A 25,997-nucleotide genomic window follows, 5' to 3' on the forward strand; every position below is an offset into this window, starting at 1 on the left:
ATGGATTTTGGTTACTATACATGGCAAAAAAAACTCGCAAATCACCTAGTACGGCAACCGCTGCTGGCAATACCGCAACCGATTATGTTTTAGATAGACAGTCGGCTCGCCGGGATGCCAAAAAACTGGGCTTAAACAAAGCTGATTTACCCAACTCCATCAAAGAAGTGATTAGCACACTGACGCAGGCGGGTTTTGAATCCTACATCGTCGGTGGTGGAGTGCGTGATGCCTTGTTAGGCTTAAAGCCCAAAGACTTTGATGCTGTGACCAATGCCACCCCCAATCAAATCAAAGAAGTATTTGGCAAACGCTGCCGCATCATCGGAAGGCGTTTTCAGCTGTGTCATGTGTATTCTGGTCGCGATATGATTGAAGTTGCCACCTTTCGCGCGCCGCCTAAGGATAACAATCATCTCACCGAAGACGGCATGATTATGCGTGACAATGTGTGGGGTGATATCTACCAAGATGTGGTGCGCCGCGATTTTAGTATCAATGCCCTGTATTATCAGCCATTTGACGACATCGTTTATGATTTTTGTGGTGGGCTAAAAGATGTTGAAAACCGCACCATTCGTCTGCTCGGTGACACCCAAAAACGGGTGGAAGAAGACCCTGTACGTCTGCTACGAGCGCTGCGTTTTAAAGCAAAATTGCAGTTTGATTTTGACAATGCCTTAAACCAACAATTCAATGCGCAAAACTGGGCATTATTGGCACAAGTATCCCCTCACCGCTTGTACGATGAAACGCAAAAAATGTTCACAGGCGGCTACTTGGTGCCGATGTTACCACTGCTATTTGATTATGGTGCGTTTTCCCAGTTGTTGTTTTACCCACCGACAACCGTGACACCGCTACTCAACCAAGTCACCATAAATACCGATAGGCGCATAGGCAGTGGTAAAAGCATTAACCCTGCGTTTTTTTATGCGACTATTTTGTGGGAAAATTATCTATATTTATTGGATAAGTTTAAAAAGAACACACCGTTTAGCGACGCGCAAAACCAAGCCGCCAATAAAGTCTTGGACAAGCAGCGCCAGCACACGGCCATGCCCAAGTTTGCCGAGCAGTTTATTAAAGATATTTGGCTCATGCAGCCACGACTTGCCCAGCCGCGCAAAAAAAATCTGCAAAAGCTGTTTGAAAATCCGCGTTTTCGGGCTGCCTATGACTTTTTGATGATGCGTGAGCAAGTAGAAGCCAAAAACCAAGCGCTTGCCAAACAGCATGGCGCAGCGATTACGCTTGATGATGAAAGCACCAACGGCATGGGACATTGGTGGGCGTGGTTTCAAACCCTAGGTGCCAAACAGCAGCAACAAGCGATTGATGAGTTTGACCTTGAATCAGTACGTTTGCGCTTTGCCAATATTGTCAATCAGACCAGTTTTGAGGATGACAGTGTTGCTTACCAAACTAGCGATGCGGTGCATGATAATGAAGAAGGCATGGGTAGCGATTTTAGTCATGGAAAGCGCCGCCGCGAACGACGTCATTTGCCGTTGGCAGCAAATAGCCAAATCGAGCGTGAACCGCTGCAAGATACGTCACTATCTACCAAAGCGCACAAACTAACACAGCAGCAGCAACTTGAAAAAGCCCAACTGCAGCAGTTATCGCTTGCCACTCACACCAACTCAGCACCCGCTAAGTCACTTATCGTAGCGCCAATCGCAGCGCAAAAAGACGATGACCACCCTTATCAGCCGACAGTTTCTGCTTCAGTATCAGCTTATACTGAGACAAGCGCACGCCCAAATAATTCACACCCAAATAATTCGAACCTAGGTCGCTCACGCAAACGCGACAAAGCCTATTTATCGGCAGCGAGTGTACCTGCCAAACGTGCGCGACGTACCCCTAGCTCAAACTGGTCGATTTTGGAGCAACGTCAGCAAGCAGATATTGCAACATCCGCTAGTGATTTGCGTGGCGAACCGGTCAGCCTTAGCAGTGAAAATAACAGCGTTACCGACACTCATACAGTGACTAAGACCGTCAATGATTCGCCACAAAATGAATCAGCGGTTGAAAATATCACGGCAAATGTCATGGTACAGCTAAAGCCAAAGCGTGCGCCACGGACGCGTAAAAAAGCAGTTACTGATAGCAAAGTCTCAGCAGAAGCGGTGACTGAGAACGAGGCACCGGCAGCGCCAAAACGCACTCGCAAACGCGCGGTCAAAATCGACGGTCCTCAGCCATGATTACTTGCTATATCGGTTTGGGGGGCAATATCGCAAACGCGCTTGGTACGCCAAGGCAGCATATTGCCAATGCCATTGCGGCGTTTTACGCATCGCCGCACTTTGCCAATGTTACAGCATCATCACTGTATCAATCCAAAGCCTTTGGGGTCACCGACCAGCCTGATTTTTTTAATGCAGTGGTAAAAGTTGATACCGATTTGGCACCCTTAGCCTTACTCGATTTTTGCCAAAGTTTGGAGAGCGCTGCCAAGCGCACGCGTTTGCGTCACTGGGGTGAGCGTAGTTTGGATGTCGATGTATTATTGTATGGCGATGACACAATCAACAATGCGCGTTTAGTAGTGCCACATGAGGGTTTATTTGCGCGTAATTTTGTGCTAATTCCGATGTTGGAGCTTGACCCAACCCTCATGGTAAATGGACAAAAATTGGCAGACTTACCGACCAGTCAACAGTGGCAGGGCTTGGAAAAATTAACCGTGCTTTAACTCATATCAATTAACATGGTTTTTTGTAACAATTAACAAATTATTGATGCTATGGATTTGAAATCGTAAAAAATTAAACCATTGATAAAGTAACGTTTTTTGTTTTTCCTATTTCTTGTTTTTGCCTGTTTCTTTTGCCCTTGCTTCTTTTAGCTTTACTTCTTTTACCCTTGATTCTTTTAACCTTGCTTTTTAAAGGAAACCGCATGAGCTACGTTAGCAACCTAGAATCTAACCCTGATTCAACAACTGAGTCAACATCTGCCGCAGCGACGACCAAGCCTAAATTACCTGTGACTTTGTCCACCTTAAACAAACTCAAAGCCAATGGCGAGACGTTCTCGTGTTTGACATGTTATGACGCCAGTTTTGCAGCAGCCATGCAAGTTGCAGGGATTGATACCATTTTGATTGGCGATAGCCTTGGCATGGTGGTGCAAGGACAAACCTCAACCTTGCCGGTGACGATCGCAGACATGGTGTATCATACCCAAAACGTGGCTCGTGCCAACAGTCATGCACTGATTTTATGTGATTTACCTTTTATGAGCGTTGCCACGCTTGAGCGCGCACTCGATGCCAGCCAAGCGGTGATGCAAGCAGGCGCGCATGTGGTCAAAATCGAAGGCGGTGCCGAGCTTGCCGAAATCGTATCAGTGCTTGCCAACAACGGCGTGCCGACCTGCGTGCATCTAGGTTTGACGCCGCAATCAGTGAATGTGTTTGGTGGCTACAAAGTACAAGGCAAAACCGATGCCCAAGCGGAAAAACTCATGGCTGACTGTCAAGCAGTGGTAGAAGCAGGCGCCGCCATTTTACTACTCGAATGTGTCCCTGCTGAGCTTGCCAAAAAAGTGCGTGACACTTTCCCTGTGCCAGTGATTGGTATTGGTGCGGGCGTGGATTGTGATGGTCAAGTGCTGGTCATGCACGATATGCTTGGGGTATATACCCGTAAACCTGCCAAATTTGTCAAAGACTTTTTGACCGACGAGCATAACGAAACCAAAGATATCACCGGGGCGTTTAAAGCCTATCATAAAGCGGTCAAAGAGCGTACATTCCCAACGCCAGCCCATAGTTTTTAGTAATCATAAAGGCAAAACAATGCAAGTATTTCATACCATCAGCGCATTACGTGACACCTTAAACCCTTTACGCCATCAAGCGGCAGCGCCAAAGATAGTGCTGGTCCCCACGATGGGCAATTTGCACAGCGGTCACGTGACACTCGTCAAAAAAGCCAAAGAACTTGCCGATATCGTGGTGGTCAGTGTGTTTGTTAACCCAACCCAATTTGGCGTGGGTGAAGACTTTGATACCTACCCACGCACGCTAGAGGCCGATGTGGCAAAACTTACCGAGGCGGGGGCAAATTTTGTATTTGCCCCAAGCGTGGAAGAAATGTACCCGACCTACCCTAACAACGTGCAAGTGCTGTCAGGCGATATTAGCAAAATCTTGTGTGCCAACACTCGCCCCACCCACTTTGATGGCGTGGGCTTGGTGGTGAGCAAACTGTTTAATATCGTCCAACCTGACATCGCTGTTTTTGGCAAAAAAGACTATCAACAACTTGCCATTATCCGCCAGTTGGTCGCTGAGCTAAATTTCCCGATTGAGATTGTCGGGGTGGATATCGTGCGTGCTTATGACGGGTTGGCATTATCGTCTCGCAATCAATACCTAAGCGAAGCAGAACGTCAACTTGCCCCCACCTTGCAAAAAAGCTTGCAACAGCTTGCCAATGAGTTAACAACTGCCAATTTTGCCGATTTTGACAAGATTATTGCCGGCGCAATTGATAAGTTAAATCGCCTGACGGTGGCTGATTCAGGCTTTAAAGTGGATTATTTGGAAGTTAAAAATCGCTTATTACAGCCGCCGAAGCCCACTGATAAAGACTTGGTAATTTTGACCGCCGCTTTTTTGGGCAAGAAAACACGGCTTTTAGATAACCTAGAATTTAGTCGGGAAATGAATCAGGAACTAAATCAGCCATCAGCTAGCGATTTTAATCAACAACCTACCACCGCATCTGTAAAGGATTAACTATGTCAACGCTACAAGTTATCATTGTTTCAGGACGTTCAGGCTCGGGTAAGACATCGGTTCTCAATATCATGGAAGACTTTGGCTATTATCCAATTGATAATTTGCCACTCTCGCTAGTAGCTAGTGCCATTGATAAACTTGTACATGACAGCCAAATTTATAAAATCGCTATTGGTATCGATGTACGCTCGCCACAAGCGGACTTATCGCGGTTTGCCGAGGTTTATCATAAGCTCATAGAGACTTATAGCAAACCGGCGATTAAAATACTGTATGTGACTGCCCAAGAAAGCGTCCTGGTGGCACGGTTTGACGCCACGCGCCGTCTGCATCCGTTAATGGCGGTATCGGGTAATCTACCCAATGCCATCAAAAAAGAAATCGATATTTTAGAGCCGATTGCCATCCGCGCTGATATCAAAATTGACACAAGCCTTCTTAATATCCACCAACTCAAAGAAGTCATCCGCGATCATTTGGGCGTGGATAATGCGGTAACCGTCAATATTTTATCCTTTGGGTTTAAATATGGGGCACCGATTGATGCCGATTTTATTTTTGATGTGCGCACCCTACCAAACCCCCATTGGAAGATTGAACTGCGCAACCAGACAGGGCTAGATGATGATGTCAAAGCATTTTTTGATGACTACAGTGAAGTAGATGACATGGCGAATGATATTATCGCTTTTTTTAAAAAATGGTTACCGCCTTTTTTGCACAATAATCGCCATACCGTGACCATCGCTATCGGCTGTACTGGGGGCAAACACCGCTCTGTGTATATCGCAGAAAAGTTGGGCGAGTCACTGACCCAATCGCTACCCAAAGAGATGGTAGTACGTATCAAGCACCGTGAAAAAAACCGCTGGTAGTGCGTTCTGAATCAACTTTGTACTTATGATTGATAACTTTGAGATTGATAAATGATTAATTTTGCTGAAATGGATATGGCGGTTAGCCGTACCGAACTAAAAAAAGCCCATGAGCGCCTACAGCGACTGGCTGAGCCACTTGCCAATTTGTCAAAAAAACAAATGAAGGCACTGCCTGCCAGTGAGTTTTTTTTGGATGACTTGCTGCAGCTTGCCGATATTACTAGCCATGAAGCACGTAAACGTCACATTAAGCGTTTGGGTAAATTGCTGGCTGAAGAAGAACCGCATGCGATTGTCGAATTTTTATTTCGCCATACCTTTAGCCCTGAGCAACAAGCCAAAATTGAAAGTTGGCAAACGCGCCTAAATTTGCAAGATGACAATACCTTAAAACAATTTACCAAAACCTTTTTTGACAGTGAATTCAACACTATCAAGCAGCTGCTGATTTGGATTGCCTATGCCGAATACACCCAAGATGATGAATTGATGAATGAGAGTGTGGCTGATTTACACACTTATATTCGCCAAGTGGCGATTTTGTCCAAAGGTAAATAGTCGGACTGACTGCCAGTTTTCTAACCCCTTATCCCTATGTGGCTTGGCTAGTGAGTATTGCTTTTTTGGTGAGTTGGGGTTGGCGCGCTAGCCTATGAGTCGATTTTTTACTACCAAAGCTATTTTCATCATAAAATAACGTAAAATTGCTTTTATTTTATAGAGTGAGCCGCTAAGGTATGCCATCAGCCTTAGCCATCCTGTCCGCAATGAGTCATTTTCACCAGTTACGTCAACACACCCAGTCCAATCCCAACTATCCCAACCAAATTCGCCAGTGGCGCGTGATTGTCATGGCGATTTCGGCATTTATTTTTAATACCACCGAATTTGTGCCGATTGCGCTGCTGTCTGACATTGGTCATAGCTTTGCCATGCCGGTAGAAACGGTGGGGCATATGATAACCATTTATGCTTGGATTGTGGCTATTTTGTCGCTCCCTGCCATGCTTGTCACTGCCCGTATCGAACGCCGTAAGCTATTGATAGCATTATTTGTTATCTTTATCGGAGGGCATGCGGTGTCGGTGATGGCGCAAAGTTTTGCCATGCTGCTGGTTGGGCGGGCATTGATTGCGCTAGCGCATGCGGTGTTTTGGTCAATTACCGCAAGCCTTGTGGTGCGTGTGGCGCCCAAAGATCGTCAAACCAAAGCCTTGGGGCTATTGTCGATGGGTAGCGCGCTGGCGACGGTGCTTGGGCTGCCGTTGGGTCGGATGATTGGGCAGTGGCTTGGGTGGCGGATGACGTTTGGTACGATTGGCGCGGCTGCGCTCTTGGCAATGATTATGGTGTGGTGGATTTTACCAAAACTGCCGAGCAAAGATGTCGGCTCAGCCGCAAGTCTACCCAGTATTTTTAATAATATTCCCTTGCTCACTGTCTATACACTCACTGTGCTATGTGTGACGGCACACTTTACAGCATACAGTTATATTGAGCCTTATATGCTGACGATTAGTCAGTTTAGTCAGCAATTTGCCACAGTGATTTTGCTGAGTTTTGGGGTGGCAGGGTTGCTAGCGAGCTGGCTATTTGGGCACTTTTATGACCGTTTTCCACGGGCGTTTTTGATTAGCGCGATGGCAACGCTGCTGTTTTCGTTGTTGGCATCCGCTTGGCTGCCCCATGTGCCAATCTTATGGCTTGCCTTAGCGATGCTATGGGGCTTGGCAATTACGGCGATTAGCCTTGCTTTGCAGCTACGCGTATTGCAGCTTGCGCCGAATGCCACTGATGTAGCGATGTCAATTTTTTCAGGAATTTATAACGTTGGTATCGGCGGCGGCGCGTTCGTCGGTGGATTGGTGATTGCCAGCCTAGGACTGGCGATGGTGGGTTATGTAGGGGCAGGTATCGCGCTCATTGCCATGGTTTGCCTAATGGTGTATTTGGCGCGCAACCAAAAGTAATCAAACCCAGTAGCTTACTTGTAATTGGGCTTGCACTTAGGCTTACGATTGGGCTTGCTTGCCACCGAATTTTTCCACTGACAAGTTAACTGATATTCAGCGTTTCTACCAATGCCTGTTTGAGTTTTTCTAGTCGCTCATCCGATAGCGGTTTGTCTTCATGGTCAGTGATAAAGAACATATCTTCGGCGCGCTCACCCAATGTGGTAATGCGGGCAAAATGCACTTCAATATCATGCGCCAAAAACACCTGCCCCACACGCGCAAGCAAGGCTGGCTGGTCAAGGGTTTCCAAAATCATCATATGCTGATTGGATTGCGGGTTAAAACTAAAAGACACTTTGGTGGGCACATGAAAATGCTTGAGCTGTCTGGGCATGCGTCGCTGCGCCACCTCAGGCAGCGTTGGACTAGTAAAGGCTTGTTTTAGACGCTCAACGAGCTCAGTTTGGCGCTCGGTATCAGTGAGCAGTGTGCCATGTCGGTCAAGCAGTACGTAAGAATCTAGGGCAAAATCTCGCGAGGCGGTGATGACGCGCGCATCGAGTACGTCCAAATCCATTTGGTCAAACACGGTCATGGTCACCGCAAATAAATTGGATTGGTCATGGGTGTAGATAAATACTTGCACGGCATCGAGTGCCAACTCGCGATGTTCACGCAAAATAATCAGCGGCTCAGGTTGCTCGCTCTCTGTGCGTTGTTTTTGTACCTCATCATGCGCCATGATGGCTTTAGAATGCCAAACAATATCGCTTGGGACTTCACGCAAAAAATACTCTTCCCCTAGCCCATCCCACAAGCTTTCAATGTCAGCCAAGCCATTATCACCCGCTAGCAAATCACGGGCGCTTTGCTTGTTACTGGCAATCATATCTTGTCGGTTCATCGGCGCATCGATATCAGCCCGCAGGATACGGCGGGTTTGGGTATATAGTTGACGCATCAAGGTTGCCCGCCAACTGTTCCAAAGCTGCGGGTTGGTGGCATTCATATCGGCAACGGTAAGCACATACAAATAATTCAAATAAGTCACATTCCCGACTTTATCGGCAAATTCTGCCACAACTTCGGGGTCAGAGATGTCTTTTTTCTGCGCGGTCATCGACATCAATAAATGCTGAGACACCAACCAGCCGACAAGCTCAGCATCGGCTTGGCTTAAACCATGTGACAAGCAAAACTTGATGGCATCTTGCTCGCCAAGTTCACTATGGTCACCGCCCCGACCTTTGGCAATATCATGAAAAATCGCTGCCAACACCAGCATCTCTTTACGGTCAATACGGCGGTAGATACCACTGACAAGCGGATAGGTATCAACATAATTGTCATCGGTAAAGCGGTGCAACATACGTATCAACATCAAAATATGGGCATCCACCGTATAACGGTGGAACAAGTCATATTGCATCAAACCCGTAATTTGCCCAAAAGCAGGCAAATAGCTACCTAGCACACCATAACGCTTCATGACTCGCAGTCGCCAAAACAGCAGATTTTGCTCTTTGAGATTGTCCATAAACATGGCTTTGTTGGCGGGATCATTGCGAAAATGCTCATCAATGCCGCGCGCAGCGATTTTCAAAATCCGTAGCGTGCGGGTACGAATATGGCGAATATTTTGCTGACCCATCAATAAAAACATTTCTAAAATCGCGGTTGGATGTTGGGCAAACACTCGCGTATGCGTCACCGCAATGCGATTACCGACCAGTTTGAAACGCTCATTAATCACCTTATGTACCGGGCGCTGTTCATCGGGTAGACGCGCTTCAATCAACGTTTCATAGTAGTGCTGGGTGAGCATTTCAGACAATGTTGAGTTTGACATGGCATAACGGTAATAATCGCGCATAAACTGCTCGACTGCGGCATTGGGATGCGAATTATCACGGTAACCGATGCGCTCAGCAATCAGGCGCTGATAGTCAAATAAAACACGGTTTTCATTGCGTTTGGCAATTTTGTGCAGATGATGGCGAATCAACCACAAAAAATCTTCCGCTTGTTGCAGCTCATCAAATTCTTTTTCGGTAATAAATTCTTGCTGCACCAGTCCAAACAAGTTTGTCACGCGAAAATAGCGCTTACTAATCCAGCCGACAGTATGAATATCTCGCAAGCCCCCAGGCGCGTTTTTCAGGTCAGGCTCTAGGTTATACTCCGTCGAATTATGTTTAACATAGCGCTCTTTAGCTTCTGCCATTTTGGCCTCATAAAACTTGGTTTGTGACCAGTTTTTATTGAGTAGCTGCATCGGCAACCCAGCTTGGGCAACGTTGCCCGCCAAAATTCGTGCTTCTAACAGACTTGTTGCGACCGTGATATCATCGTGACAAGCCTTATCACATTCTTCAACGGAGCGCACCACCAAAGCAGGATCAATCCCAATATCCCAGAGCTTAGCGACGAACGGGGAAATTTTTTGGTTCAAGGCCTCATCAATCGGGTTTGGACTTAACAGCAATAAATCCACATCTGAAAACGGGTGTAACTCCCCACGCCCATACCCCCCTGTGGCAAACAGCGTCAAATCGGTTTGATCGAGTGCATACAACTCAAATAAGGCTTCCATCATGCTATCAATCGCACAGCAGCGCCCCATGACGACTTGGCGAATCGGTATGCCAGATGCCAGCGCCTTATCCAAGTCCGCTTCCACTGCGGCTAACCAAGCGGGTATGCCAAGATTGGCTTCGCCTTGCAGGCTAAGCGCAGGCAGTGGGGTAAAATACGGTAGTATCGGTGGGCAAGTAAACATAGCAAATCCTAATCGACGCCATTGTTATCAGAGTTAGCAGAGCAATTTTAAGTATTACAAATTTGATGCAAAAAAGCTAGCCGCCGCTTGTAGCGAAAACTTGCGCTTAAAAGCTCAGCGATAGGAAAATTATTGATTGTCAAAAGACGGTGACGCTGGCTCATCATCAAGCAGGGTGTTGTTATGGGTGAGATAGGGACATTTGTCTTTGCGAAAGGCATGGGTCAGATGTTGTGCCACAAAATTGACAGTTTCTACGGGCTGTTCGCTAGCCGTTTCTCGCAATAGTTTGGACGGTGCATGGGTTAACGTTTGGGTGAGTTTACGGGTCAGTTCGGTTAACACGGCTTCGGCTGCATGACCGTCGGCAAGCTGCTGTAAGGATTGGCTTAAAATCATATCCGCATGGTGTTTGGCTTGCTCACGGTACTGCTGAATATCCTGACCCACTTGGCGTACCAAGTATTTGCGCTCAATCGCCACCACGATTTGGCTCACCAATAATTCTGCTTCTACGGCAGCTTGGCGACGCTGTTCAAGGTTGCCTGCAATCACATGTTGTAAGTCATCGATTGAGTATAAATACACGTCATCTAGCTCACTGACGATAGGGTCAATATCGCGAGGCACGGCCAAATCAATCATTAACATGGGCTGATGACGGCGCTGTTTTAACGCCTGTTTTACCATGGTTTTATCAATCAAGGTATATAAGCTACCGCTACAGCTGGTTACAATATCCGCTTGCGGCAACACGCTGGGTAATTGATCAAGCGGGGTAATCTCAATGTGCGGCACAATCGTTTCAAGCTCAGAGGCAAGCAGCGCGGCACGCTCAGGACTACGATTACAGATGATGACTTTGCCGACACCTAAACCTGCGATATTGGTCGCAACCAACCGATTCATCTCACCTGCCGCGACAACAAGCAAAGTGTTGTTGCTAGGTTTTTGAAAAATTTGGGTAACCAATTTGGCAGCGGCAAAGCCTAACGATACCGCTTGTGAGCCTACCCGCGTTTCGTTACGCACTTGTTTGGCGGCAGCAAATACCTGCTGAATCACCCAGCTAAGCTTACTCGAGATACCTTCTTTGGCGCGGGATTGGCGCACCGCCTGTTTGATTTGTCCCAAAATCTGCGGCTCGCCTAAAATCATCGAGTCTAGCCCAGACGCTACCCGCACCCAATGTAGCAGTGCGTGGTTATTTTGATATTGATACAGGTGTGGCACGATTTTTTGCATGGGCGTGTTTTTAAAAGCCGCTAGCCATTCAATCACTTGTGACATCGTGCTAGTAAGGGTCTGTCCTTCGGGGGCTAGCGCATAGATTTCAGTGCGGTTGCAGGTCGATAAAATCACCGCGCCTTGGGTGATCGCTTTGAGCGAATCTAGGGCAATCGGCAAATCTTCAGCAGCAAACGCCAATTGCTCACGCATGGCAACTGGTGCTGTTTTATGATTTAACCCAATAACCAGAAGCTGCATATAACGTACTGACCTTAAAAATGACCGCGTTTATCAAAGCCGATTTTTGTGAACCTAAGTGTGCTAGCTAAGTGTGCTAGCTAAGCGACATCTAGCCTATATCAGTCTATCGACGTTTGTCATGCTTGATAACACAGGGGGAAAAGTGGCAATATAAAGAAACCTAAAGCAACTTAATAATAGCCACTTAATAAAAGTAAATTAGAAAAATGGATTATTATACCATTGCTAATAACAAATGAAAAACATCCTGCTTTTTTGATTAAGGAAAATTCTTTAGCCACGCTTTAAATCATTAACATGTCTAGCATTTTGGACCGCCATTCGAGCTATCATGGTATTTTTTTACTTAACTCTGCCACATTCGCTTATTTGGTTGCTATTTACCCATACGATTTAACCATAATTCTACATAGTTGAGCGTGTCGCAGCCGTATAATTCAATTATCTCATGAACATTTTGTTACATCTTACTTGTTACTTGTCACTGACTGTAATTTTTAGGTACGTTACTGTCCAAGCGGGCTAAATGCTAAAGTTGTTTCCAGCGGTTATTTCATCGGCTTGTTGCGCTGTGCGTGGTTGTCCCCTCAATCCACGCTTTTTTGCGTCAAAATATGTCAAGCCTTATTGTTTATCGATTTATTTACCGATGCATTTGTCAATACCGCAGCAACTTTTTGTCAATCTAAAGCCTAATCTGAAATCTAACCTAAAACCGCTTGATGTATTTAAACCTTTTACCGCTTTAGGCAAAAAGGTAGTCGCGACTACGCTCACGTTGGCAAGTTTATTGTTTAGCCCAGCAGTTTTTAGTGCCGGGGCAAATTTTGCATCTGCTAGTCAGTCTGCTCATCAGCCGAGCGCTGTGGTCAGCACCCAGCCAAGCCTGTATGCGATTTTGATGGCGGAGTTTGCCGCAGATCGCGGTCGTATCGATCAGGCATTAGCGACCTATAAGCAGCAGTCTTTTTTGGCGGATGCGGCCCCCGTCTTTGAACGCGCACTGGGTTTATCTTTACAAAATGAACCACCACAGTTGTCGCTCGCTTTTGCCAATGCGTGGCAACAGCAAAACCCTGACCATGTGCCGGCGATTTTTTATGTGACCCATTTGGCACTCAAAGCGCACGAGTATGAATTAGCCGGCGAAAAGCTCAATCAAATTTTGCAGTACGATCCTGACGCTGATTTAAGTCAGATTTTGATTGGGATTTATCCCACCGAAACCCGTGACCAAGCTGAATTGCTTGCTACGCTCAATCGATTAGACATCAAAAACAACCCTTCACTACTGGTCATGAAAGCGGGTCTGCTGCTACAGTTTCAACAGCCCAAAGCCGCGTTAGTGGCGATTAATCGGGCGCTTAAAACCAACTCCAAAAGCCCAGCTTTTTTGATTTTAAAAGCAGATATCTTACAAGCCTTATCGCCCAGTAATCAAGTGATTGCGTTTATTGCGCAGGCGCGTAAAACCGTGCCTGACAATAAAGCGCTATTTGTTTATCAAATTCGCTACATGCTCAAACAAGGCAAAAGCGCGCAGGTCTGGCAACAGCTCAATGCCACGGCTAATCGGCAGTTTTTAGCAGATGAAGAAATCAAACTGCTGGCCGCTTTGGTGGGTATTGATTTAAAAAAATACGCCGCAGCAGATCGCTTGCTCAAAGCGTTGATTGCCAGCCCCAACTTTAAGGACCAAGCCAATTATTATTTGGCTGTCAGTGCCGAACGCCAGAACCTACTCAATGATGCGATTAGCTACTATGGCAAAGTGATGCAACCCGACTTGGTGCTCAAAGCCAGACAGCAGCAGATTGATTTATTAATCTCACAAAGTCGTTTTGATGAAGCGATTGCCAGTAGCATCAAATTACGGGAACAATTTGACAGTTTTGCGCCGCAAAGCTACATCATGCAAGCCAATATTTTGCAAAAAAACAACCAAACCGCGCAAGCGTTAGCCTTGCTTAATAGCGCACAAACCAGTTTACCCAATAATACCGATATCTTATTTGCCAAGGTGTTGTTACTGCCCGATGATGATGACGCCAGTAAACTGCGACTGTTAAAAGAGTTGATTCGACTTGCACCGGCAAACGTGGATTATCAACTCGAATATGCGCAAACCTTGGTCAATTTAAAACAAAATAATGAAGAAGTGACCGCCATACTGACGGCATTAATCAATGACAAAGAAGTCGGTTTAAAGGCGCGGCAAATACTGTCGCAACAAGCGCTGCATCAGGCTAATAACGCCACCGTCATTAGTCTGTTATCAGATAATTTTGATATCGTACCCGATGTGATTAGCGGCTTGCTGCTGCAACAAGCCTACTTAAATTTGGGCAACCAAAAAGAAGCGGCTCGCATCAACCAAATCTTAGTTAATGAACTCGGTTATCAACCCGAAAATCTACAATAGCATTGCCTAACATCGTCTCTGAGCATGACGACTAGCGAGCAATGACGGTTTGTAAAGCAGATAAGTGGTAGGTAAATGGCAGGAAAACGAGAGATAAATAACAACCGCTTTTTCACCAATTTGAGCAGTTAAGCAAAACAGGCTTAACAATGGCTATTTATAGTTTACCCATCGGTTTTTTAAACAATCATACTTGAGCAAAACCAGTTAACATTTGATGAAAACTTGATTAACAAATTTGATTAACATTTGAGGATATTATGCATTTATTACCAGCGGTCACCAGCAAAGTCACGGGGTTAAGTATTGCCTGTTTGGGCATCAGTAGTATGCTGCTAACAGGCTGTCAGTCAGTACAGGCAACAACTAAGCCCATCACAACCAAACCTGTCGCCACAGGGATGACAACCCCTGTGGTCAATACCCAAACAGCCACGGCGCAATCGACCACATCTACTGAGCAAGCGGCTGCAAGTACGCTACCAAGCGCGCAATTTACCATCAATGGTAAAATTGGCATGACCACGCCGCAGCAGGCAGGCAGCGCGTTTTATATTTGGACACAGCAAGGTCAAAACTTTGCCATTGAGATTGCCGGTGCGATGAATGCGGGTCAAACCAAAATCAGCTACAATGGTCAATCTGCGACGTTAACCAACGAAAAAGGTACCATCAATGCCGCTACCCCTGAAGAATTGCTATTACGTGCAACCGGTTGGCAAGCGCCCATCTCACAGCTGCCTTACTGGATTCAAGGGCAGCCAGCACCCAGTGATGCTAATGATAAAAAAGACAGCACTAATCGCCTAGTGAGTGCCCAAAATGGCGATTGGACAGCCACCTTTAGCTATAGCAACAGTAACGATAAACTGCCTTCTCGCTTAACTGCCAGTCATCCGGGTGGCTATAAAGTGGTAATGACCATCAATCGGTTAAGCTAGTCATGACACCCAAAAAAAGCGTGGGGTATTCCTCAACGCTTTTTTATACCTTTATGCTTTTATACGATGAACTGTTAGCATTATGAATTTTTTGCGGATTCGGCTTTGGCGTAGAACCGACACCAAGCCCATGCCACTGCCGCGCAAATGCCCCATGCCAAGCTCATAGATACCAGCGTATGACTTAAAAAATGGTCACCTATCAACATTTTATATCCACCCATTAGCCAAGCTATCACCGTCACCATCGCTGCGATTTGCCAGCGCTTGTGCCAAAGACTTGGGATAAACGCCCAAGCATACAGGGCAAACCCAGCACTAGCATGCGCTGCAGGGAAGCATTTTGAGCGGGTGCCGGCTTGGATGTCTTCTAGTATCGTGAGATAGCGATATTCACCGCCAAAAATTTGCAAGTGATTGGGACACACCACATGCGTCACCCCTTTAAGCGATGCGATAATCAAAGGTACCAACACCATCACGACGAATAGATAGCCCATTTCAGTCAGTGATAGTGGGCTAAAAGGCTTAAACCATGCCTGTTGCTTGGCAAGCCAGTGACTTGATGCGCGGCGTTGTAATAAGTAGCGTTGTAGCCATGCGATTGCCATATAGATTTCAAACGCAATTAATAATCTTTTGGGAATGGTATAAAAAATTAAGTTAGGGAGTAGTGACTCTTTGGCAAGCAGCCAGCCATCTGTGGGGGAATAAAAATACTGACTGATGGCTACATCAATGGCGCTGTGCTCCAGCGTTAGCGTAAAGATAATCGCCAGCACCAGTCCGAGCACGGTCTGCCTACTGGCAAAATTTTTTAATTTAGCGATCTGTATAATCATCTATTTTGAACCATCTATCTTGCCGTCACTGTCACTGGAGTTGGACACACTTGTTATGTCTAACATTACTTAAATGGCTCTAATTACCCAAATGGCTTTACTGGATAACTTTACTTGATAAACAAGGGTTTGCCTTGTACGGTTTGCGCACGCACATCAAACAGTTTTAACAAAGTTGGGGTAATAGCATCATGGGTGAGCTCAGTATTAGATGGCACTGCTTGAATGCCTGAGTGCTTACCTGCCCAAAACATCGATGCGACGTGTTTTTGCGCTTTAGGCGCGATTTTATAAGGCATACCATGTAAATAGATGCCGTTTTCGCCCAGACTTTCACCGTGGTCACTGACATACAGCATCGCTACTTGGTGGGTGCTGTCGTATTTGTCTAACCAGTTCACCGTTTTTGCCAAAAAGTCATCGGTGGCAAGTAGCGCATTGTCAAAGGCATTAATCACGCTTTGTGGGTCGCATTTGGCAAGTTCATTGCTTTGGCAGACTGGGGTGAATTTTTCAAATTGCTTATCATATCGTTTAAAATACGCAGGTCCGTGATTACCCATTTGGTGCAGCACAATTAGGGTGTCCTGGTTAAGCGTATTCTGGTTAGCTAGTTGTTTGACGTAGTCATCTAAGCCTACTAGCATACCCACATCGCGGCACTCGCCATAGGGGTTGGTATTACACATCGTATTGTTGCGCGCGGTTTTATAATCGACAAAATCTGCCGCGGGCAAACGATTAGTGACGCCTTTTGAGCTTGAGTTGTTATCACGCCACAAGATATTGACCTTTAGGCGATGTAAGGTATCAAGTACGTTTTCTTGGTAGTTGGCGGTATCCACATCGTAGTCTTTCATACCGACATAACTAAACATACAGGGCACCGAATAAGCGGTTGAGGTACCGCAGGCGATGACTTGGTTAAAATTAGTTACCCCAGCCGTCGCTGCCATCTGCGGGAAGGTGGTTCGGTTATACCCATTTAGCTGCACATGGTCGCCGCGCGCGGTTTCTCCGACTACCAATACCACCAGCTTTGGCTTACGGGTGGTGGGGTTGCTCACCTGCACCGCATCGGTTGCATGCATGATTTGGGTTTTGGGTGCCTGTGCTTGTTTGAGCTGTATACTGGCAAGTTTACCCAGTGCATATACAGGGGTGGCAGGATTGGTATAGCTACGAAGCTGTTTATGTTCACGGAAAAAACTGGCGTAATTTTTACTCATCGCCAAAATCGGTAACACCACCAAGCCAATGCTGACCAAATACGTCAAGCCGCGCTGCAATATGCTGCGCTTAATGGGCGGAAATGTGACCTTTTTCCACGCCACCCACGCACTAGGCAATACCCCAAGCAATAAAATGCGTAAGATAAAATTGACGTTAAACAAATCAGCGCTTTCTGCTTTATCGGTTTGTAGCGCATTTTGTAGCATATTGACATCATAGACAGTGCCATAGGTATCGGTAAAATATGCCGTGACTGCCGCGGTCAATAGCAAAAAAATCAATACCGCTTTAAGGGTGTAACGATAGCTAAGCAGCACAATAACCAGTAGCATCACACCGCATAGCACCAACGGCAATGAGCCTATAAAGCCAATATGCTGGGCAAACGGATAGACTGCCGTGGCTTTATCAAAGAAAGTAATATTGGCGGTTAGGGTCAAAAATAGCGCGACAATACCCATCATCACATAAGCATTGACACCTTGAGTACTAACACCTTTAGTATTAATACCTTGTTGACGCCATGCTAACCATCGAGAGTTATTCACTGACATACGATTACTTACCTTATCTAAATGCACCAAAAAATAGCCATTATATAATAACCAAATTTAGGATGAGGCTATCATACAGATTTAGCTTAACTGAACCTTAAGACACCCATCTATCAAGCAATTATGCTAAAAAAACCACCGCAATCGCTACAAACATTAGGTAGTGACAGCGACACAGAGAGTTGATAGCGCTAGGCAGTGGCAGGCTGTAAACTGGCAAACGGAATAAAGGCGAGTAATGGCTCATAATCCTGTTTGAGCTCACGTTTTCGATAATAATCTTCCACCATACGCGCTTGCTGCTCTATGCCATAACGACCAAATGGCTTATTGGCTTGCAGCTCGTAGCTATAGCGCCGATTGAGCAGGGCGCGGCGAAACACCTTAACGCCTTGTTGGATTTGCCAGACATGAGTCAATTCATGCACCAGCCACGCGCGCAGATAGATATTTTGCTGGCTAAAATCATCACAAAAATCTGCTGGATGAAAATACACATGACCATTGGGACTGACCGCATAGCCTTTGAGCACCCACCATGCGGTTTTTAGGCGTATACTATCAAGCTGTAACGTATCACCAAATACGCTACCCGCGATGGCTTTTTCGCCCGCCGTTAGTGGACGGCATCGAGCAGGTTGTTTTGAAAAACACATTATCATTTCACAGAGTTTATCCAAGATTTGGTTAACCAAAAAACCATCACGGCTTGCCAAGGTCTGACCAACGCCTTGCAAGCTTTTATTTTTAGCAAAAAACACGGAATAACAATTATAAGTTTGTTGGTATCCTAGTGACTATTTTATACTAAATCAACATGCGCTAATTAAAACGTGAGCTAATTAACAAGGAGGGCTTTATGCCATTAGAATCCGTTGCCATCAATAACTTTGAAAACAACAGCATTGACGACCCTGAACTCAAATTGCGGGTGGAAAAATTGTACGACAGCTCGCCTGAGTTTGCGACAGGTCGTGATGCTGTGGCGTTTTTTGAAAAGGCCTTTGCCAAGGGTGATATCCTGTATTTGGGGATGTTTAATGAAAAACCGATTGCCGCGATGGGCTGCTTTAATGAAGGCATCGAGTCTAGCCGCTTGCTACAGTACATCGTACTACATCCTGCCAATCGCGGGCGCGGTCTTGCCCCCAAATTTGTCAAACAAGTCACTGACATTGAGCGCAAAAAAGGCAATACCAAGTTTGTACCGGGCTGCGGCGCAATTCATCGTATTTTAGCCATGTACGAGTTGATATAAATGAGTATTTTGCCAGTTACTAGCAACTTTTTGCAAAAAGTTTAAAATAGTGCTTGACACCTTTGGCGATTTTTAGTTTAATAGCCGCTCAAATACTGATGCTGACAAACATGGCGCGGTAGCTCAGTCGGTAGAGCAACGGATTGAAAATCCGTGTGTCGGCAGTTCGATCCTGCCCCACGCCACCATCATTTGTCTTAGGTATAAATCGATTAACCCCAAGCTTATTAGTTTGGGGTTTTTTGTTAGCGGTCATTTTTGTATCACTGCCCCCTATCAATTACCGCCAAACTTAACTGTCTAGCGGTTTTATCAGCTTAAATCTTGGCACAGCTTCGCCATTGACTTCCACCGTTTCGGCAAACATCGCAAGCGGTCGCACCCAAACCCCATACGCTTGGTAGAGCGCACGGTAGACGACCAACTCCTCTTCAGTTTCGCTATGTTTGGCGATGTGCAGCACTTGATACAGATTGCCTTTGTAGTGCTGATAAATACCCAATGTAATCTCAATCACGAGTTTTGACATCCAATAATTCAATTTCAAAGGTTAAGTCTGAATTTGGCGGGATTTTTCCGATTTGGCGCTCACCATACGCCAAGTGACTTGGCACAATGAGTTTGCGCTTGCCACCAACTTGCATGGCTATGAGATTGGCAGGGTTTTCAACTTGGGCTTGATAGCCGATTTTTTGCGCGTATTCGCCACCCAAAACGCCCACGTCCCAACCTTTAATCACCCGCCCTGTGCCAATCACAGCTTCAAAGGGTTGCCCGCGGTGATGCGATGAGTCAAATACCGTGCCATCTGGCAGATAGCCCGTGTAATGCGCGGTAATCAGTGCCCCACGCTCGGCAGTTTTACCTGTGCCGATAATTAGGTCCTGAAATTGCAGTTTACTTGTCATATTTATTTTCCGTTATTTTCGTTATTTTCCCTTATGCGATAGTTGGATAAACTCTTGCACTTGCTGACACAGTATGTCCCATAGGTTAAGCTGGGCATTGACGCTTCCCCACGCATTATGGGGGGTAAAAATCACTCTTGGGTGGTCTTTAAGTGTGAGTAATGGGTCGTTGTCTTTAATCGGTTCATATTCAAACACATCTGCCCCATAGCCCAATAATTTACCTTGTGTAACGGCATCAGCCACTGCCTGACTATCGACCACGCCACCGCGCGCGACATTGATAATCAATGGTTTTTTTGTCATTTTGGCAATGGTATCGGCATTCACTAAATGCTGCGTTTGCTCGGTCAATGGACAATGCAGGGTAATGACATCGGACTGAGCAAGGACATCATCAAACGCGCTATAGTCGCTATTTCTTGGCGGTTTGTTTTGGTGTTCGGCTATCAATACTGTCATACCAAAGACTTTGGCAATTTCCCCAACCCGTTTGCCAATCGTGCCATAGCCAATAATGCCCAGCGTTTTGCTTTCAAGGTCAATGAGTGGTGTATCGAGCAGACAAAAGCGACCATCTTTTTGCCAGTCACCCTTGACCACTTCATGATGATAGTGGCGAGCCGCTCGCATGGCTGAGAGTATCAGCATAAAGGTATGCTCGGGGACGCTTTTGACCGCATAGCCTGCGACGTTTTTAACAGTAATGCCGTGCTTGTCACAAGCGTCTTTATCGACGTTGTTCATCCCTGTGGCGGTCAGTTGGATGAGTTTGAGCTTTGGGAGCTGCGCGATAATTTCGGCGGTAAGCTCAACTTTATTGGTGATGACAATATCCGCGTCTTGGCAACGCTCAATAATGATTTTGGGGTCATTGGGCGTTTGCGCATAGACTTGATAGTCGCTCAGTCCGTGTGGGGGTGTTAATGCTAAATCAGCGGAAAAGGTAGCTCGGTCGAGGAAGATGGCTTTCATTTTTAAATCCCTTTTTATTCAAATAGTTCGCTATGTGTTCCTACACGAGTAAAATAAATTGTCTCAAATTTTGTGATGGTTTGAATTTTGTAGATTAATAAAAAATCACCACCCACATGTAACTCTCGAAATCCTGCCCAATTTCCTTTTAATTCATGGTCTTTCCACTCTGCCCCTAACGGCTCATTATTGGCAATTAATAACAGCATGACTTCTTTGAGCCTGACCATGTCATAACGCCCTGTTTTCACTAGTCTTTGCCAATCATTCAAAAAATCTTTGGTAAAATCTGAGGCTCTTGGTAAATTCGTGCGTTTTGAATTAATCGGCTTTTTCGAGGGCATCAAACAATTCCTTGTTACTGCTAAATCGGGCTTGCTTGTCTGCAATCATGGCGTCAACGTCTTGCATCGCACGTTGTGTGGTGGCGTTAGGAATTGCGACGTCAAACGGAATAGACTTTGTTGCCGTAACTTGACGTAAAAATAGACGAATCGCTTGCGCAGGCTTAATACCTAGTTCGTCAAACACTTCAAAGGCTTGGCGCTTTTCATTGGCATCAAGTCGAAATTGATACATAGTTGAGTGTGTCATAGCTACTAACCTCTATAAAAAGCAAAAAATGTAGTGATATTGTCACTACATTTTAAAATAAAATTATTGGTTAAGCAATACACTTTAGGAAATCGTCACTTTGGCATACGCTTTTTTGCCTGCTTGAATGACCACCGTTTGTCCTGCGGTGAGGGCAAATCCTGCATCCACCACCTGCCCATCCACTTTCACCGATTGGTTTTTCAAAAAGTCTTTGGCTTGCGCTGAGTTTTTCACCAAATTGGCTTGATTAAGCACTTGGGTGATAAAAAGTTGTGCTTGACCATCAAGGCTAATCGTCACTTCTGGCAAATCCACTGGTAACTCACCTTCTACCAAGCGATTGCCCGCTGATTTGTGCGCGTTTTCAGCGGCTTCTTTGTCATGGAAACGCTCAATCAGCTCTAGTGCCAAAATACGTTTGACTTCTTGCGGATTGCGCCCGTTTTCGATGTCTTTTAGCAAGGCTTCGACTTCATCCATGGGTTTGAAGCTAAGTAACTCAAAATAACGCGCAATTAAAGTATCTGGCATGGACAAGATTTTTTGGTACATTGAGCCTGCGCTGTCGTAAATACCGATGTAGTTGCCAAGCGATTTACTCATTTTTTGTACGCCGTCTAAGCCTTCCAAAATCGGCACGGTGATACAGACTTGTGGCACTTGACCATAGCGAGATTGCAAGGTACGACCCATGAGTAGGTTAAAGGTTTGGTCAGTACCACCTAGCTCAACATCGGCTTGCATGGCGACTGAGTCATAACCTTGCACCAGTGGGTACAAAAATTCATGAATCGAAATCGGCGTTTGACTGTGATAGCGTTTTGAGAAGTCATCGCGCTCGAGCATACGAGACACGGTTTGCTGGCTTGCCAAACCAATCATGTCGCCTGCCGACATTTTGCTAAACCAGTCGGAGTTAAACATCACTTGGGTTTTGGCGGGGTCAAGGATTTTAAATACTTGCTCTTTATAAGTTTGGGCATTCTCCAGAATTTTTTCTTCAGACAACGGCGGACGAGTGGTATTTTTACCCGTTGGGTCGCCAATGCGAGCGGTGTAATCCCCAATCAAAAACAACACTTGGTGTCCCAAATCCTGAAAATGCTTGAGTTTATTGATTAAAACCGTATGACCCAAGTGTAAATCGGGTGCAGTCGGGTCAAACCCTGCTTTGACTCGCAGTGGGCGGTTTTCTTTAAGTTTTTTAATTAAATCGTCTTGCGAAATAATTTCGTGCGTACCACGTTGGATGAGTTTGAGTTGTTCTTCTGCTGCTAAAAATCTATGAGTAGAATCGGTCATGCTTACCTCGAAAAAAGCGCGGGTTAAAACGGCTGAAAAAAAAGTGAAGTTTAGCCATTATAGCAAATTTGCAGATAAAATAAGGCAGGCTTTTAGTATGCTATAATCAAGGCACTCTCTACTTTGACAGCACTAACGAGAATAATTATGAGCCAAACGTTGCCGACTGGACTACCTGCCAACCTACCTTTTGATGAAGGATTTTTTAGCCATTTTACCGACATCATGGATGATATGATGACCAGCAAAGAAAACCCGCTTGCCGACTCGCCGTATGTGATTGGCATGATGGGTGGCACCAGCCTTGACGGACTCGATGCGGTGCTGTGCCAGTTTTATGAGATTGATGAAGACAATGATGAGCCTGTCGAGATTTTGGCGACGGTGAGCGAGCCGTTTCCCGCTGATTTACGCGCCGTGTTGTTAGCGCTCACTCAACCAAACGGGGTGGCACAACTCATCGCTGATGATAATTTGGCGTTCGAGAGCGAACTGGATGTATTTGGTTGGGCGAGTGTATTTTATGCTGAATTTGCCGCAAATTTGGTCAATCAATTGCTCGACAAAGCGCAGGTGACCCCTGATGAAGTAACCGCGATTGGTTGTCATGGGCAAACCGTGCGTCATCGCCCACAGTGGTCATTTAGCTTGCAACTGCTTGACCCGAATGTACTCGCTGAGCGCACTACTATTGCGGTGGTGAGCGATTTTCGGCGCCGTGATATGGCAGTGGGTGGGCAAGGCGCGCCACTCGTGCCTGCGTTTCACCAAGCCATGTTTGCTACACCGCCTTATCATGCCGATAAAGTCATGCCAAAAGTGATTTTAAATTTAGGCGGTATTGCCAATATCACCGTACTTGATGGCAGCGATGATGTGATTGGATTTGATACAGGGGTGGCAAATTTGCTCATTGATGCTTGGTGTCAGCGTCATACCCAACAAGCTTATGATCACAATGGCGATTGGGGAAAATCCGGACAAGTGCTTGAGCCGCTATTAAATTTGCTTTTGACCCACCCATTTTTTGCCAAGCCGTTCCCAAAAAGCACTGGGCGAGAGGAGTTTAATTTGGCTTGGCTTGAGGCTATGCTAGAACAATTGGGTCAGCAATTCCCCAATTTGGCGTATTCACCTGCCGATGTGCAAGCGACGTTGGTGGCGCTTACCGCTAAATCCGTCAGCGATGCCATTGTGTCCGTCACTGATGGTGCGCAAGGCGAGTTGTTTGTCTGTGGTGGTGGGGCATTAAATACCTATTTAATGAGCCGTTTACAAGATAATTTAGCCACTTGGAGCATACAAACTACTGATAAAATTGGGCTGTCGCCGTTGTGGGTTGAAGCCGTAGCGTTTGCGTGGCTAGCTCAGCAGACGATTTTGAACGTACCGAGTAACTTACCCAGTGTCACCGGGGCAAATAAAAAAGTGGTGTTGGGGCAGGTGTGTTTTTAACACGGCGTGTGTGTTTTACGTCGACAATGATGACAATGGTATTGATAGCACTTACTTATAGCGCTGATGTATAGCGCTTGCCTTCCACTTTGGTTGTCTTTGAGCAATTCCTAATATTGTTCAACGAGCTATAGATATATACAATCAACCTAAAGACGTTAAAGTTATTGTGTTTACACTCGTACACTATTTTTGCTAAACTTTCATAAAATGTTATTCAAAAAATATTATTCAAAAATTCGAGCATGAAATGACCACAAAATTTAGCCAAAAAAAGCCCCGCTACGACGAACGCCCTGACCATGAGCGTATTGTCATCACCGGCATGGGAGCCATTACCTCGCTAGGACTCGATGTAGAGAGTACTTGGCAACGGCTCATTAATGGCGAAAGCGGTATCAAAGCGATTAGCCATTTTGACGCCACTGACTACCGCGCACAAATCGCCGGCACAGTGGATGGGTTTGATATCGGCTTGTATATGAACGCCAAAGACGCGCGTCGGTATGACACCTTTGTGCAATATGGCGTTGCCGCAGCCGCGCAAGCCTTGAAGCAAGCAGGCTTTATCAGTGAGTTGCAAGCCGTGCCTGTACAGCAGGTTGACCCCGACCGTATCGGCGTGATTATCGGCTCAGGGATTGGCGGTATCACCACCATTGAAGACACAGCGGTAAAGCTTCATAGCGAGGGTCCGCGTAAAATCTCGCCGTTTTTTGTGCCCTCAGCCATTGTGAATATGGCAGCTGGGCAAGTGGCGATTCGTCATGGGATTAAAGGGTTAAATCTTGCCACTTCTACCGCTTGTACCACAGCGACTCATGCGATTGGCTTGGCGGCACGGTTGATTGCGTATGGCGATGCCGATGTGATTGTGGCGGGCGGCTGTGAAAAAGCCTCAAGCCAACTCGGTATCGGTGGCTTCTCAGCAATGCAAGCGTTATCAACGCGCAACGATGCACCCACCAAAGCCAGTCGTCCATTTGACAAAGACCGTGATGGTTTTGTGCTGGGTGATGGTGCAGGCGTGCTAGTGATGGAAAGCCTTGCCCACGCCAAAGCGCGCGGTGCGACGATTCTGGCAGAGTTTGTCGGCTTTGGCATGAGTGATGATGCCAGTCATATCACTGCGCCACCGGAAAATGGCGAAGGTGCCGCTATGGCGATGCGTCACGCCTTGAGTGATGCTGGCATTGCACCCAGTGACGTTGGCTACATCAATACCCATGGCACCAGTACCCCAGCGGGTGATGTGGCAGAGAGTCGTGCGATTGCGAGTATCTTTGGTGAGAACATGGTAGTAAGTTCCACCAAATCGATGACCGGTCATCTACTGGGCGCTGCAGGCGGTATCGAAGCGATTTTCACCGTTAAGGCGCTGCAACAACAAATATTGCCACCGACCATCAATTTGGATCATCAAGACCCTGAGTGCAAGCTTGACTATGTAGCGCATACAGCCCGTAAAGTCGACCACTTAACCCATGCGATTTCTAACAGCTTTGGGTTTGGTGGTACCAACGGCTCGCTGTTGTTTGCCAAATGGCAGTCACGATAAATAGCAATCACTGCGATGATAGCATTAATCCTTTAACGGTGTGAATTTTGAAAACGGCTATTGAAATTGTAGCCGTTTTTTCGTTAA

Annotated in this window: 23 protein-coding genes and 1 tRNA gene; 13 read left to right on the plus strand and 11 right to left on the minus strand. The window is 46.1% G+C overall.

Annotation, left to right across the window (positions count from 1 at the left end; translation table 11 throughout):
- The first annotated feature begins 20 nt into the window (after positions 1 to 20).
- From pcnB to RTP55_RS06050, 7 genes are all read left to right on the plus strand, one after another.
- A complete protein-coding gene (gene pcnB / locus RTP55_RS06020; RefSeq protein ID WP_312384930.1) occupies positions 21 to 2,216 on the plus strand; it encodes a polynucleotide adenylyltransferase PcnB in 2,196 nt (731 codons plus the stop codon).
- Positions 2,213 to 2,707 carry a 2-amino-4-hydroxy-6-hydroxymethyldihydropteridine diphosphokinase gene (folK, locus tag RTP55_RS06025; RefSeq protein ID WP_203171215.1) on the plus strand — a complete coding sequence of 165 codons (495 nt, stop codon included), beginning with the start codon at positions 2,213 to 2,215 and terminating at the stop codon, positions 2,705 to 2,707. Before pcnB ends, folK begins: the two co-directional genes overlap by 4 nt.
- Positions 2,708 to 2,913: 206 nt before the next feature.
- Positions 2,914 to 3,795 (plus strand): 3-methyl-2-oxobutanoate hydroxymethyltransferase, encoded by an 882-nt coding sequence (gene panB / locus RTP55_RS06030; RefSeq protein WP_203171217.1) that lies wholly within the window; start codon positions 2,914 to 2,916, stop codon positions 3,793 to 3,795.
- A 19-nt stretch (positions 3,796 to 3,814) separates the two neighbouring features.
- On the plus strand, positions 3,815 to 4,759 hold the full coding sequence (panC, locus tag RTP55_RS06035; RefSeq protein WP_203171218.1) for a pantoate--beta-alanine ligase: 945 nt from the start codon (positions 3,815 to 3,817) through the stop codon (positions 4,757 to 4,759).
- Positions 4,760 to 4,761: 2 nt separating this feature from the next.
- Complete coding sequence (gene rapZ, locus RTP55_RS06040) at positions 4,762 to 5,637, plus strand: RNase adapter RapZ (RefSeq protein WP_203171219.1); 876 nt, start codon at positions 4,762 to 4,764, stop codon at positions 5,635 to 5,637.
- Between the two features lie 51 nt (positions 5,638 to 5,688).
- Positions 5,689 to 6,198: a ribosome biogenesis factor YjgA gene (yjgA, locus tag RTP55_RS06045; RefSeq protein ID WP_007116564.1), complete on the plus strand. Its 510-nt coding sequence runs from the start codon at positions 5,689 to 5,691 to the stop codon at positions 6,196 to 6,198.
- Positions 6,199 to 6,377: 179 nt separating this feature from the next.
- Positions 6,378 to 7,610, plus strand: a complete 1,233-nt coding sequence (locus tag RTP55_RS06050) for a sugar transporter (protein WP_227716703.1) — start codon at positions 6,378 to 6,380, stop codon at positions 7,608 to 7,610.
- A gap of 85 nt (positions 7,611 to 7,695) precedes the next feature.
- Here RTP55_RS06050 and glnD read toward each other — a convergent pair whose 3' ends face one another.
- Positions 7,696 to 10,374: a [protein-PII] uridylyltransferase gene (glnD, locus tag RTP55_RS06055; RefSeq protein ID WP_312384939.1), complete on the minus strand. Its 2,679-nt coding sequence runs from the start codon at positions 10,372 to 10,374 to the stop codon at positions 7,696 to 7,698.
- A 129-nt stretch (positions 10,375 to 10,503) separates the two neighbouring features.
- Positions 10,504 to 11,862, minus strand: a complete 1,359-nt coding sequence (hemA, locus tag RTP55_RS06060) for a glutamyl-tRNA reductase (protein WP_312384940.1) — start codon at positions 11,860 to 11,862, stop codon at positions 10,504 to 10,506.
- 529 nt (positions 11,863 to 12,391) lie between these two features.
- Here hemA and RTP55_RS06065 point away from each other — a divergent pair.
- Complete coding sequence (locus RTP55_RS06065; protein ID WP_312384941.1) at positions 12,392 to 14,287, plus strand: tetratricopeptide repeat protein; 1,896 nt, start codon at positions 12,392 to 12,394, stop codon at positions 14,285 to 14,287.
- A 260-nt stretch (positions 14,288 to 14,547) separates the two neighbouring features.
- A complete protein-coding gene (gene lolB, locus RTP55_RS06070; RefSeq protein ID WP_312384943.1) occupies positions 14,548 to 15,228 on the plus strand; it encodes a lipoprotein insertase outer membrane protein LolB in 681 nt (226 codons plus the stop codon).
- 80 nt (positions 15,229 to 15,308) lie between these two features.
- On the opposite strand, the gene RTP55_RS06075 is transcribed toward lolB, so the two are convergent.
- The 3 genes from RTP55_RS06075 to RTP55_RS06085 all read right to left on the minus strand — a co-directional run bounded on the left by RTP55_RS06075 (position 15,309) and on the right by RTP55_RS06085 (position 18,618).
- On the minus strand, positions 15,309 to 16,070 hold the full coding sequence (locus RTP55_RS06075; protein WP_312384945.1) for a PAP2 family lipid A phosphatase: 762 nt from the start codon (positions 16,068 to 16,070) through the stop codon (positions 15,309 to 15,311).
- 110 nt (positions 16,071 to 16,180) lie between these two features.
- On the minus strand, positions 16,181 to 17,857 hold the full coding sequence (locus RTP55_RS06080; protein WP_312384946.1) for a phosphoethanolamine transferase: 1,677 nt from the start codon (positions 17,855 to 17,857) through the stop codon (positions 16,181 to 16,183).
- A gap of 191 nt (positions 17,858 to 18,048) precedes the next feature.
- Positions 18,049 to 18,618: a type IV secretion protein Rhs gene (locus RTP55_RS06085; RefSeq protein WP_409418420.1), complete on the minus strand. Its 570-nt coding sequence runs from the start codon at positions 18,616 to 18,618 to the stop codon at positions 18,049 to 18,051.
- 98 nt (positions 18,619 to 18,716) lie between these two features.
- Here RTP55_RS06085 and RTP55_RS06090 point away from each other — a divergent pair, with 98 nt between their 5' ends.
- A complete protein-coding gene (locus RTP55_RS06090; protein ID WP_007116574.1) occupies positions 18,717 to 19,115 on the plus strand; it encodes a hypothetical protein in 399 nt (132 codons plus the stop codon).
- A gap of 112 nt (positions 19,116 to 19,227) precedes the next feature.
- Positions 19,228 to 19,303, plus strand: a tRNA-Phe gene (locus RTP55_RS06095).
- Between the two features lie 104 nt (positions 19,304 to 19,407).
- Here RTP55_RS06095 and RTP55_RS06100 read toward each other — a convergent pair.
- The 6 genes from RTP55_RS06100 to tyrS form a co-directional block, all read right to left on the minus strand.
- Entirely contained in the window at positions 19,408 to 19,644 is a 237-nt protein-coding gene (locus tag RTP55_RS06100) for a DUF1653 domain-containing protein (RefSeq protein WP_286130682.1), read from the minus strand.
- Positions 19,625 to 20,023 (minus strand): FKBP-type peptidyl-prolyl cis-trans isomerase, encoded by a 399-nt coding sequence (locus RTP55_RS06105; protein ID WP_203171225.1) that lies wholly within the window; start codon positions 20,021 to 20,023, stop codon positions 19,625 to 19,627. Before RTP55_RS06105 ends, RTP55_RS06100 begins: the two co-directional genes overlap by 20 nt.
- Positions 20,024 to 20,044: 21 nt before the next feature.
- Positions 20,045 to 20,998: a D-2-hydroxyacid dehydrogenase gene (locus RTP55_RS06110; RefSeq protein WP_203171226.1), complete on the minus strand. Its 954-nt coding sequence runs from the start codon at positions 20,996 to 20,998 to the stop codon at positions 20,045 to 20,047.
- A 14-nt stretch (positions 20,999 to 21,012) separates the two neighbouring features.
- Positions 21,013 to 21,342, minus strand: a complete 330-nt coding sequence (locus RTP55_RS06115) for a type II toxin-antitoxin system YafQ family toxin (protein WP_203171227.1) — start codon at positions 21,340 to 21,342, stop codon at positions 21,013 to 21,015.
- Complete coding sequence (locus tag RTP55_RS06120) at positions 21,320 to 21,592, minus strand: type II toxin-antitoxin system RelB/DinJ family antitoxin (RefSeq protein ID WP_007116581.1); 273 nt, start codon at positions 21,590 to 21,592, stop codon at positions 21,320 to 21,322. Before RTP55_RS06120 ends, RTP55_RS06115 begins: the two co-directional genes overlap by 23 nt.
- An 84-nt stretch (positions 21,593 to 21,676) precedes the next feature.
- A complete protein-coding gene (gene tyrS, locus RTP55_RS06125; RefSeq protein WP_100285331.1) occupies positions 21,677 to 22,897 on the minus strand; it encodes a tyrosine--tRNA ligase in 1,221 nt (406 codons plus the stop codon).
- 225 nt (positions 22,898 to 23,122) lie between these two features.
- On the opposite strand from tyrS, the gene RTP55_RS06130 reads away from it, so the two are divergent.
- Entirely contained in the window at positions 23,123 to 24,352 is a 1,230-nt protein-coding gene (locus tag RTP55_RS06130) for an anhydro-N-acetylmuramic acid kinase (RefSeq protein ID WP_312385044.1), read from the plus strand.
- Positions 24,353 to 24,602: 250 nt separating this feature from the next.
- Positions 24,603 to 25,910 (plus strand): beta-ketoacyl-ACP synthase II, encoded by a 1,308-nt coding sequence (gene fabF, locus RTP55_RS06135; protein WP_312384951.1) that lies wholly within the window; start codon positions 24,603 to 24,605, stop codon positions 25,908 to 25,910.
- Positions 25,911 to 25,997 lie beyond the last annotated feature (87 nt).

This window comes from Moraxella sp. CTOTU47579, from assembly GCF_032004885.1.
Classification (GTDB): Bacteria; Pseudomonadota; Gammaproteobacteria; order Pseudomonadales; family Moraxellaceae; genus Faucicola; species Faucicola tetraodonis.

What these genes read in the sequence shown, in the direction of transcription:
- pcnB (WP_312384930.1), top strand. Translation starts at nt 21, where the DNA reads ATGGCAAAAAAAACTCGCAAATCACCTAGTACGGCAACCGCTGCTGGC.
- folK (WP_203171215.1), top strand. Translation starts at nt 2,213, where the DNA reads ATGATTACTTGCTATATCGGTTTGGGGGGCAATATCGCAAACGCGCTT.
- panB (WP_203171217.1), top strand. Translation starts at nt 2,914, where the DNA reads ATGAGCTACGTTAGCAACCTAGAATCTAACCCTGATTCAACAACTGAG.
- panC (WP_203171218.1), top strand. Translation starts at nt 3,815, where the DNA reads ATGCAAGTATTTCATACCATCAGCGCATTACGTGACACCTTAAACCCT.
- rapZ (WP_203171219.1), top strand. Translation starts at nt 4,762, where the DNA reads ATGTCAACGCTACAAGTTATCATTGTTTCAGGACGTTCAGGCTCGGGT.
- yjgA (WP_007116564.1), top strand. Translation starts at nt 5,689, where the DNA reads ATGATTAATTTTGCTGAAATGGATATGGCGGTTAGCCGTACCGAACTA.
- RTP55_RS06050 (WP_227716703.1), top strand. Translation starts at nt 6,378, where the DNA reads ATGCCATCAGCCTTAGCCATCCTGTCCGCAATGAGTCATTTTCACCAG.
- glnD (WP_312384939.1), bottom strand. Translation starts at nt 10,374, where the DNA reads ATGTTTACTTGCCCACCGATACTACCGTATTTTACCCCACTGCCTGCG.
- hemA (WP_312384940.1), bottom strand. Translation starts at nt 11,862, where the DNA reads ATGCAGCTTCTGGTTATTGGGTTAAATCATAAAACAGCACCAGTTGCC.
- RTP55_RS06065 (WP_312384941.1), top strand. Translation starts at nt 12,392, where the DNA reads ATGCTAAAGTTGTTTCCAGCGGTTATTTCATCGGCTTGTTGCGCTGTG.
- lolB (WP_312384943.1), top strand. Translation starts at nt 14,548, where the DNA reads ATGCATTTATTACCAGCGGTCACCAGCAAAGTCACGGGGTTAAGTATT.
- RTP55_RS06075 (WP_312384945.1), bottom strand. Translation starts at nt 16,070, where the DNA reads ATGATTATACAGATCGCTAAATTAAAAAATTTTGCCAGTAGGCAGACC.
- RTP55_RS06080 (WP_312384946.1), bottom strand. Translation starts at nt 17,857, where the DNA reads ATGTCAGTGAATAACTCTCGATGGTTAGCATGGCGTCAACAAGGTATT.
- RTP55_RS06090 (WP_007116574.1), top strand. Translation starts at nt 18,717, where the DNA reads ATGCCATTAGAATCCGTTGCCATCAATAACTTTGAAAACAACAGCATT.
- RTP55_RS06100 (WP_286130682.1), bottom strand. Translation starts at nt 19,644, where the DNA reads ATGTCAAAACTCGTGATTGAGATTACATTGGGTATTTATCAGCACTAC.
- RTP55_RS06105 (WP_203171225.1), bottom strand. Translation starts at nt 20,023, where the DNA reads ATGACAAGTAAACTGCAATTTCAGGACCTAATTATCGGCACAGGTAAA.
- RTP55_RS06110 (WP_203171226.1), bottom strand. Translation starts at nt 20,998, where the DNA reads ATGAAAGCCATCTTCCTCGACCGAGCTACCTTTTCCGCTGATTTAGCA.
- RTP55_RS06115 (WP_203171227.1), bottom strand. Translation starts at nt 21,342, where the DNA reads ATGCCCTCGAAAAAGCCGATTAATTCAAAACGCACGAATTTACCAAGA.
- RTP55_RS06120 (WP_007116581.1), bottom strand. Translation starts at nt 21,592, where the DNA reads ATGACACACTCAACTATGTATCAATTTCGACTTGATGCCAATGAAAAG.
- tyrS (WP_100285331.1), bottom strand. Translation starts at nt 22,897, where the DNA reads ATGACCGATTCTACTCATAGATTTTTAGCAGCAGAAGAACAACTCAAA.
- RTP55_RS06130 (WP_312385044.1), top strand. Translation starts at nt 23,123, where the DNA reads ATGGATGATATGATGACCAGCAAAGAAAACCCGCTTGCCGACTCGCCG.
- fabF (WP_312384951.1), top strand. Translation starts at nt 24,603, where the DNA reads ATGACCACAAAATTTAGCCAAAAAAAGCCCCGCTACGACGAACGCCCT.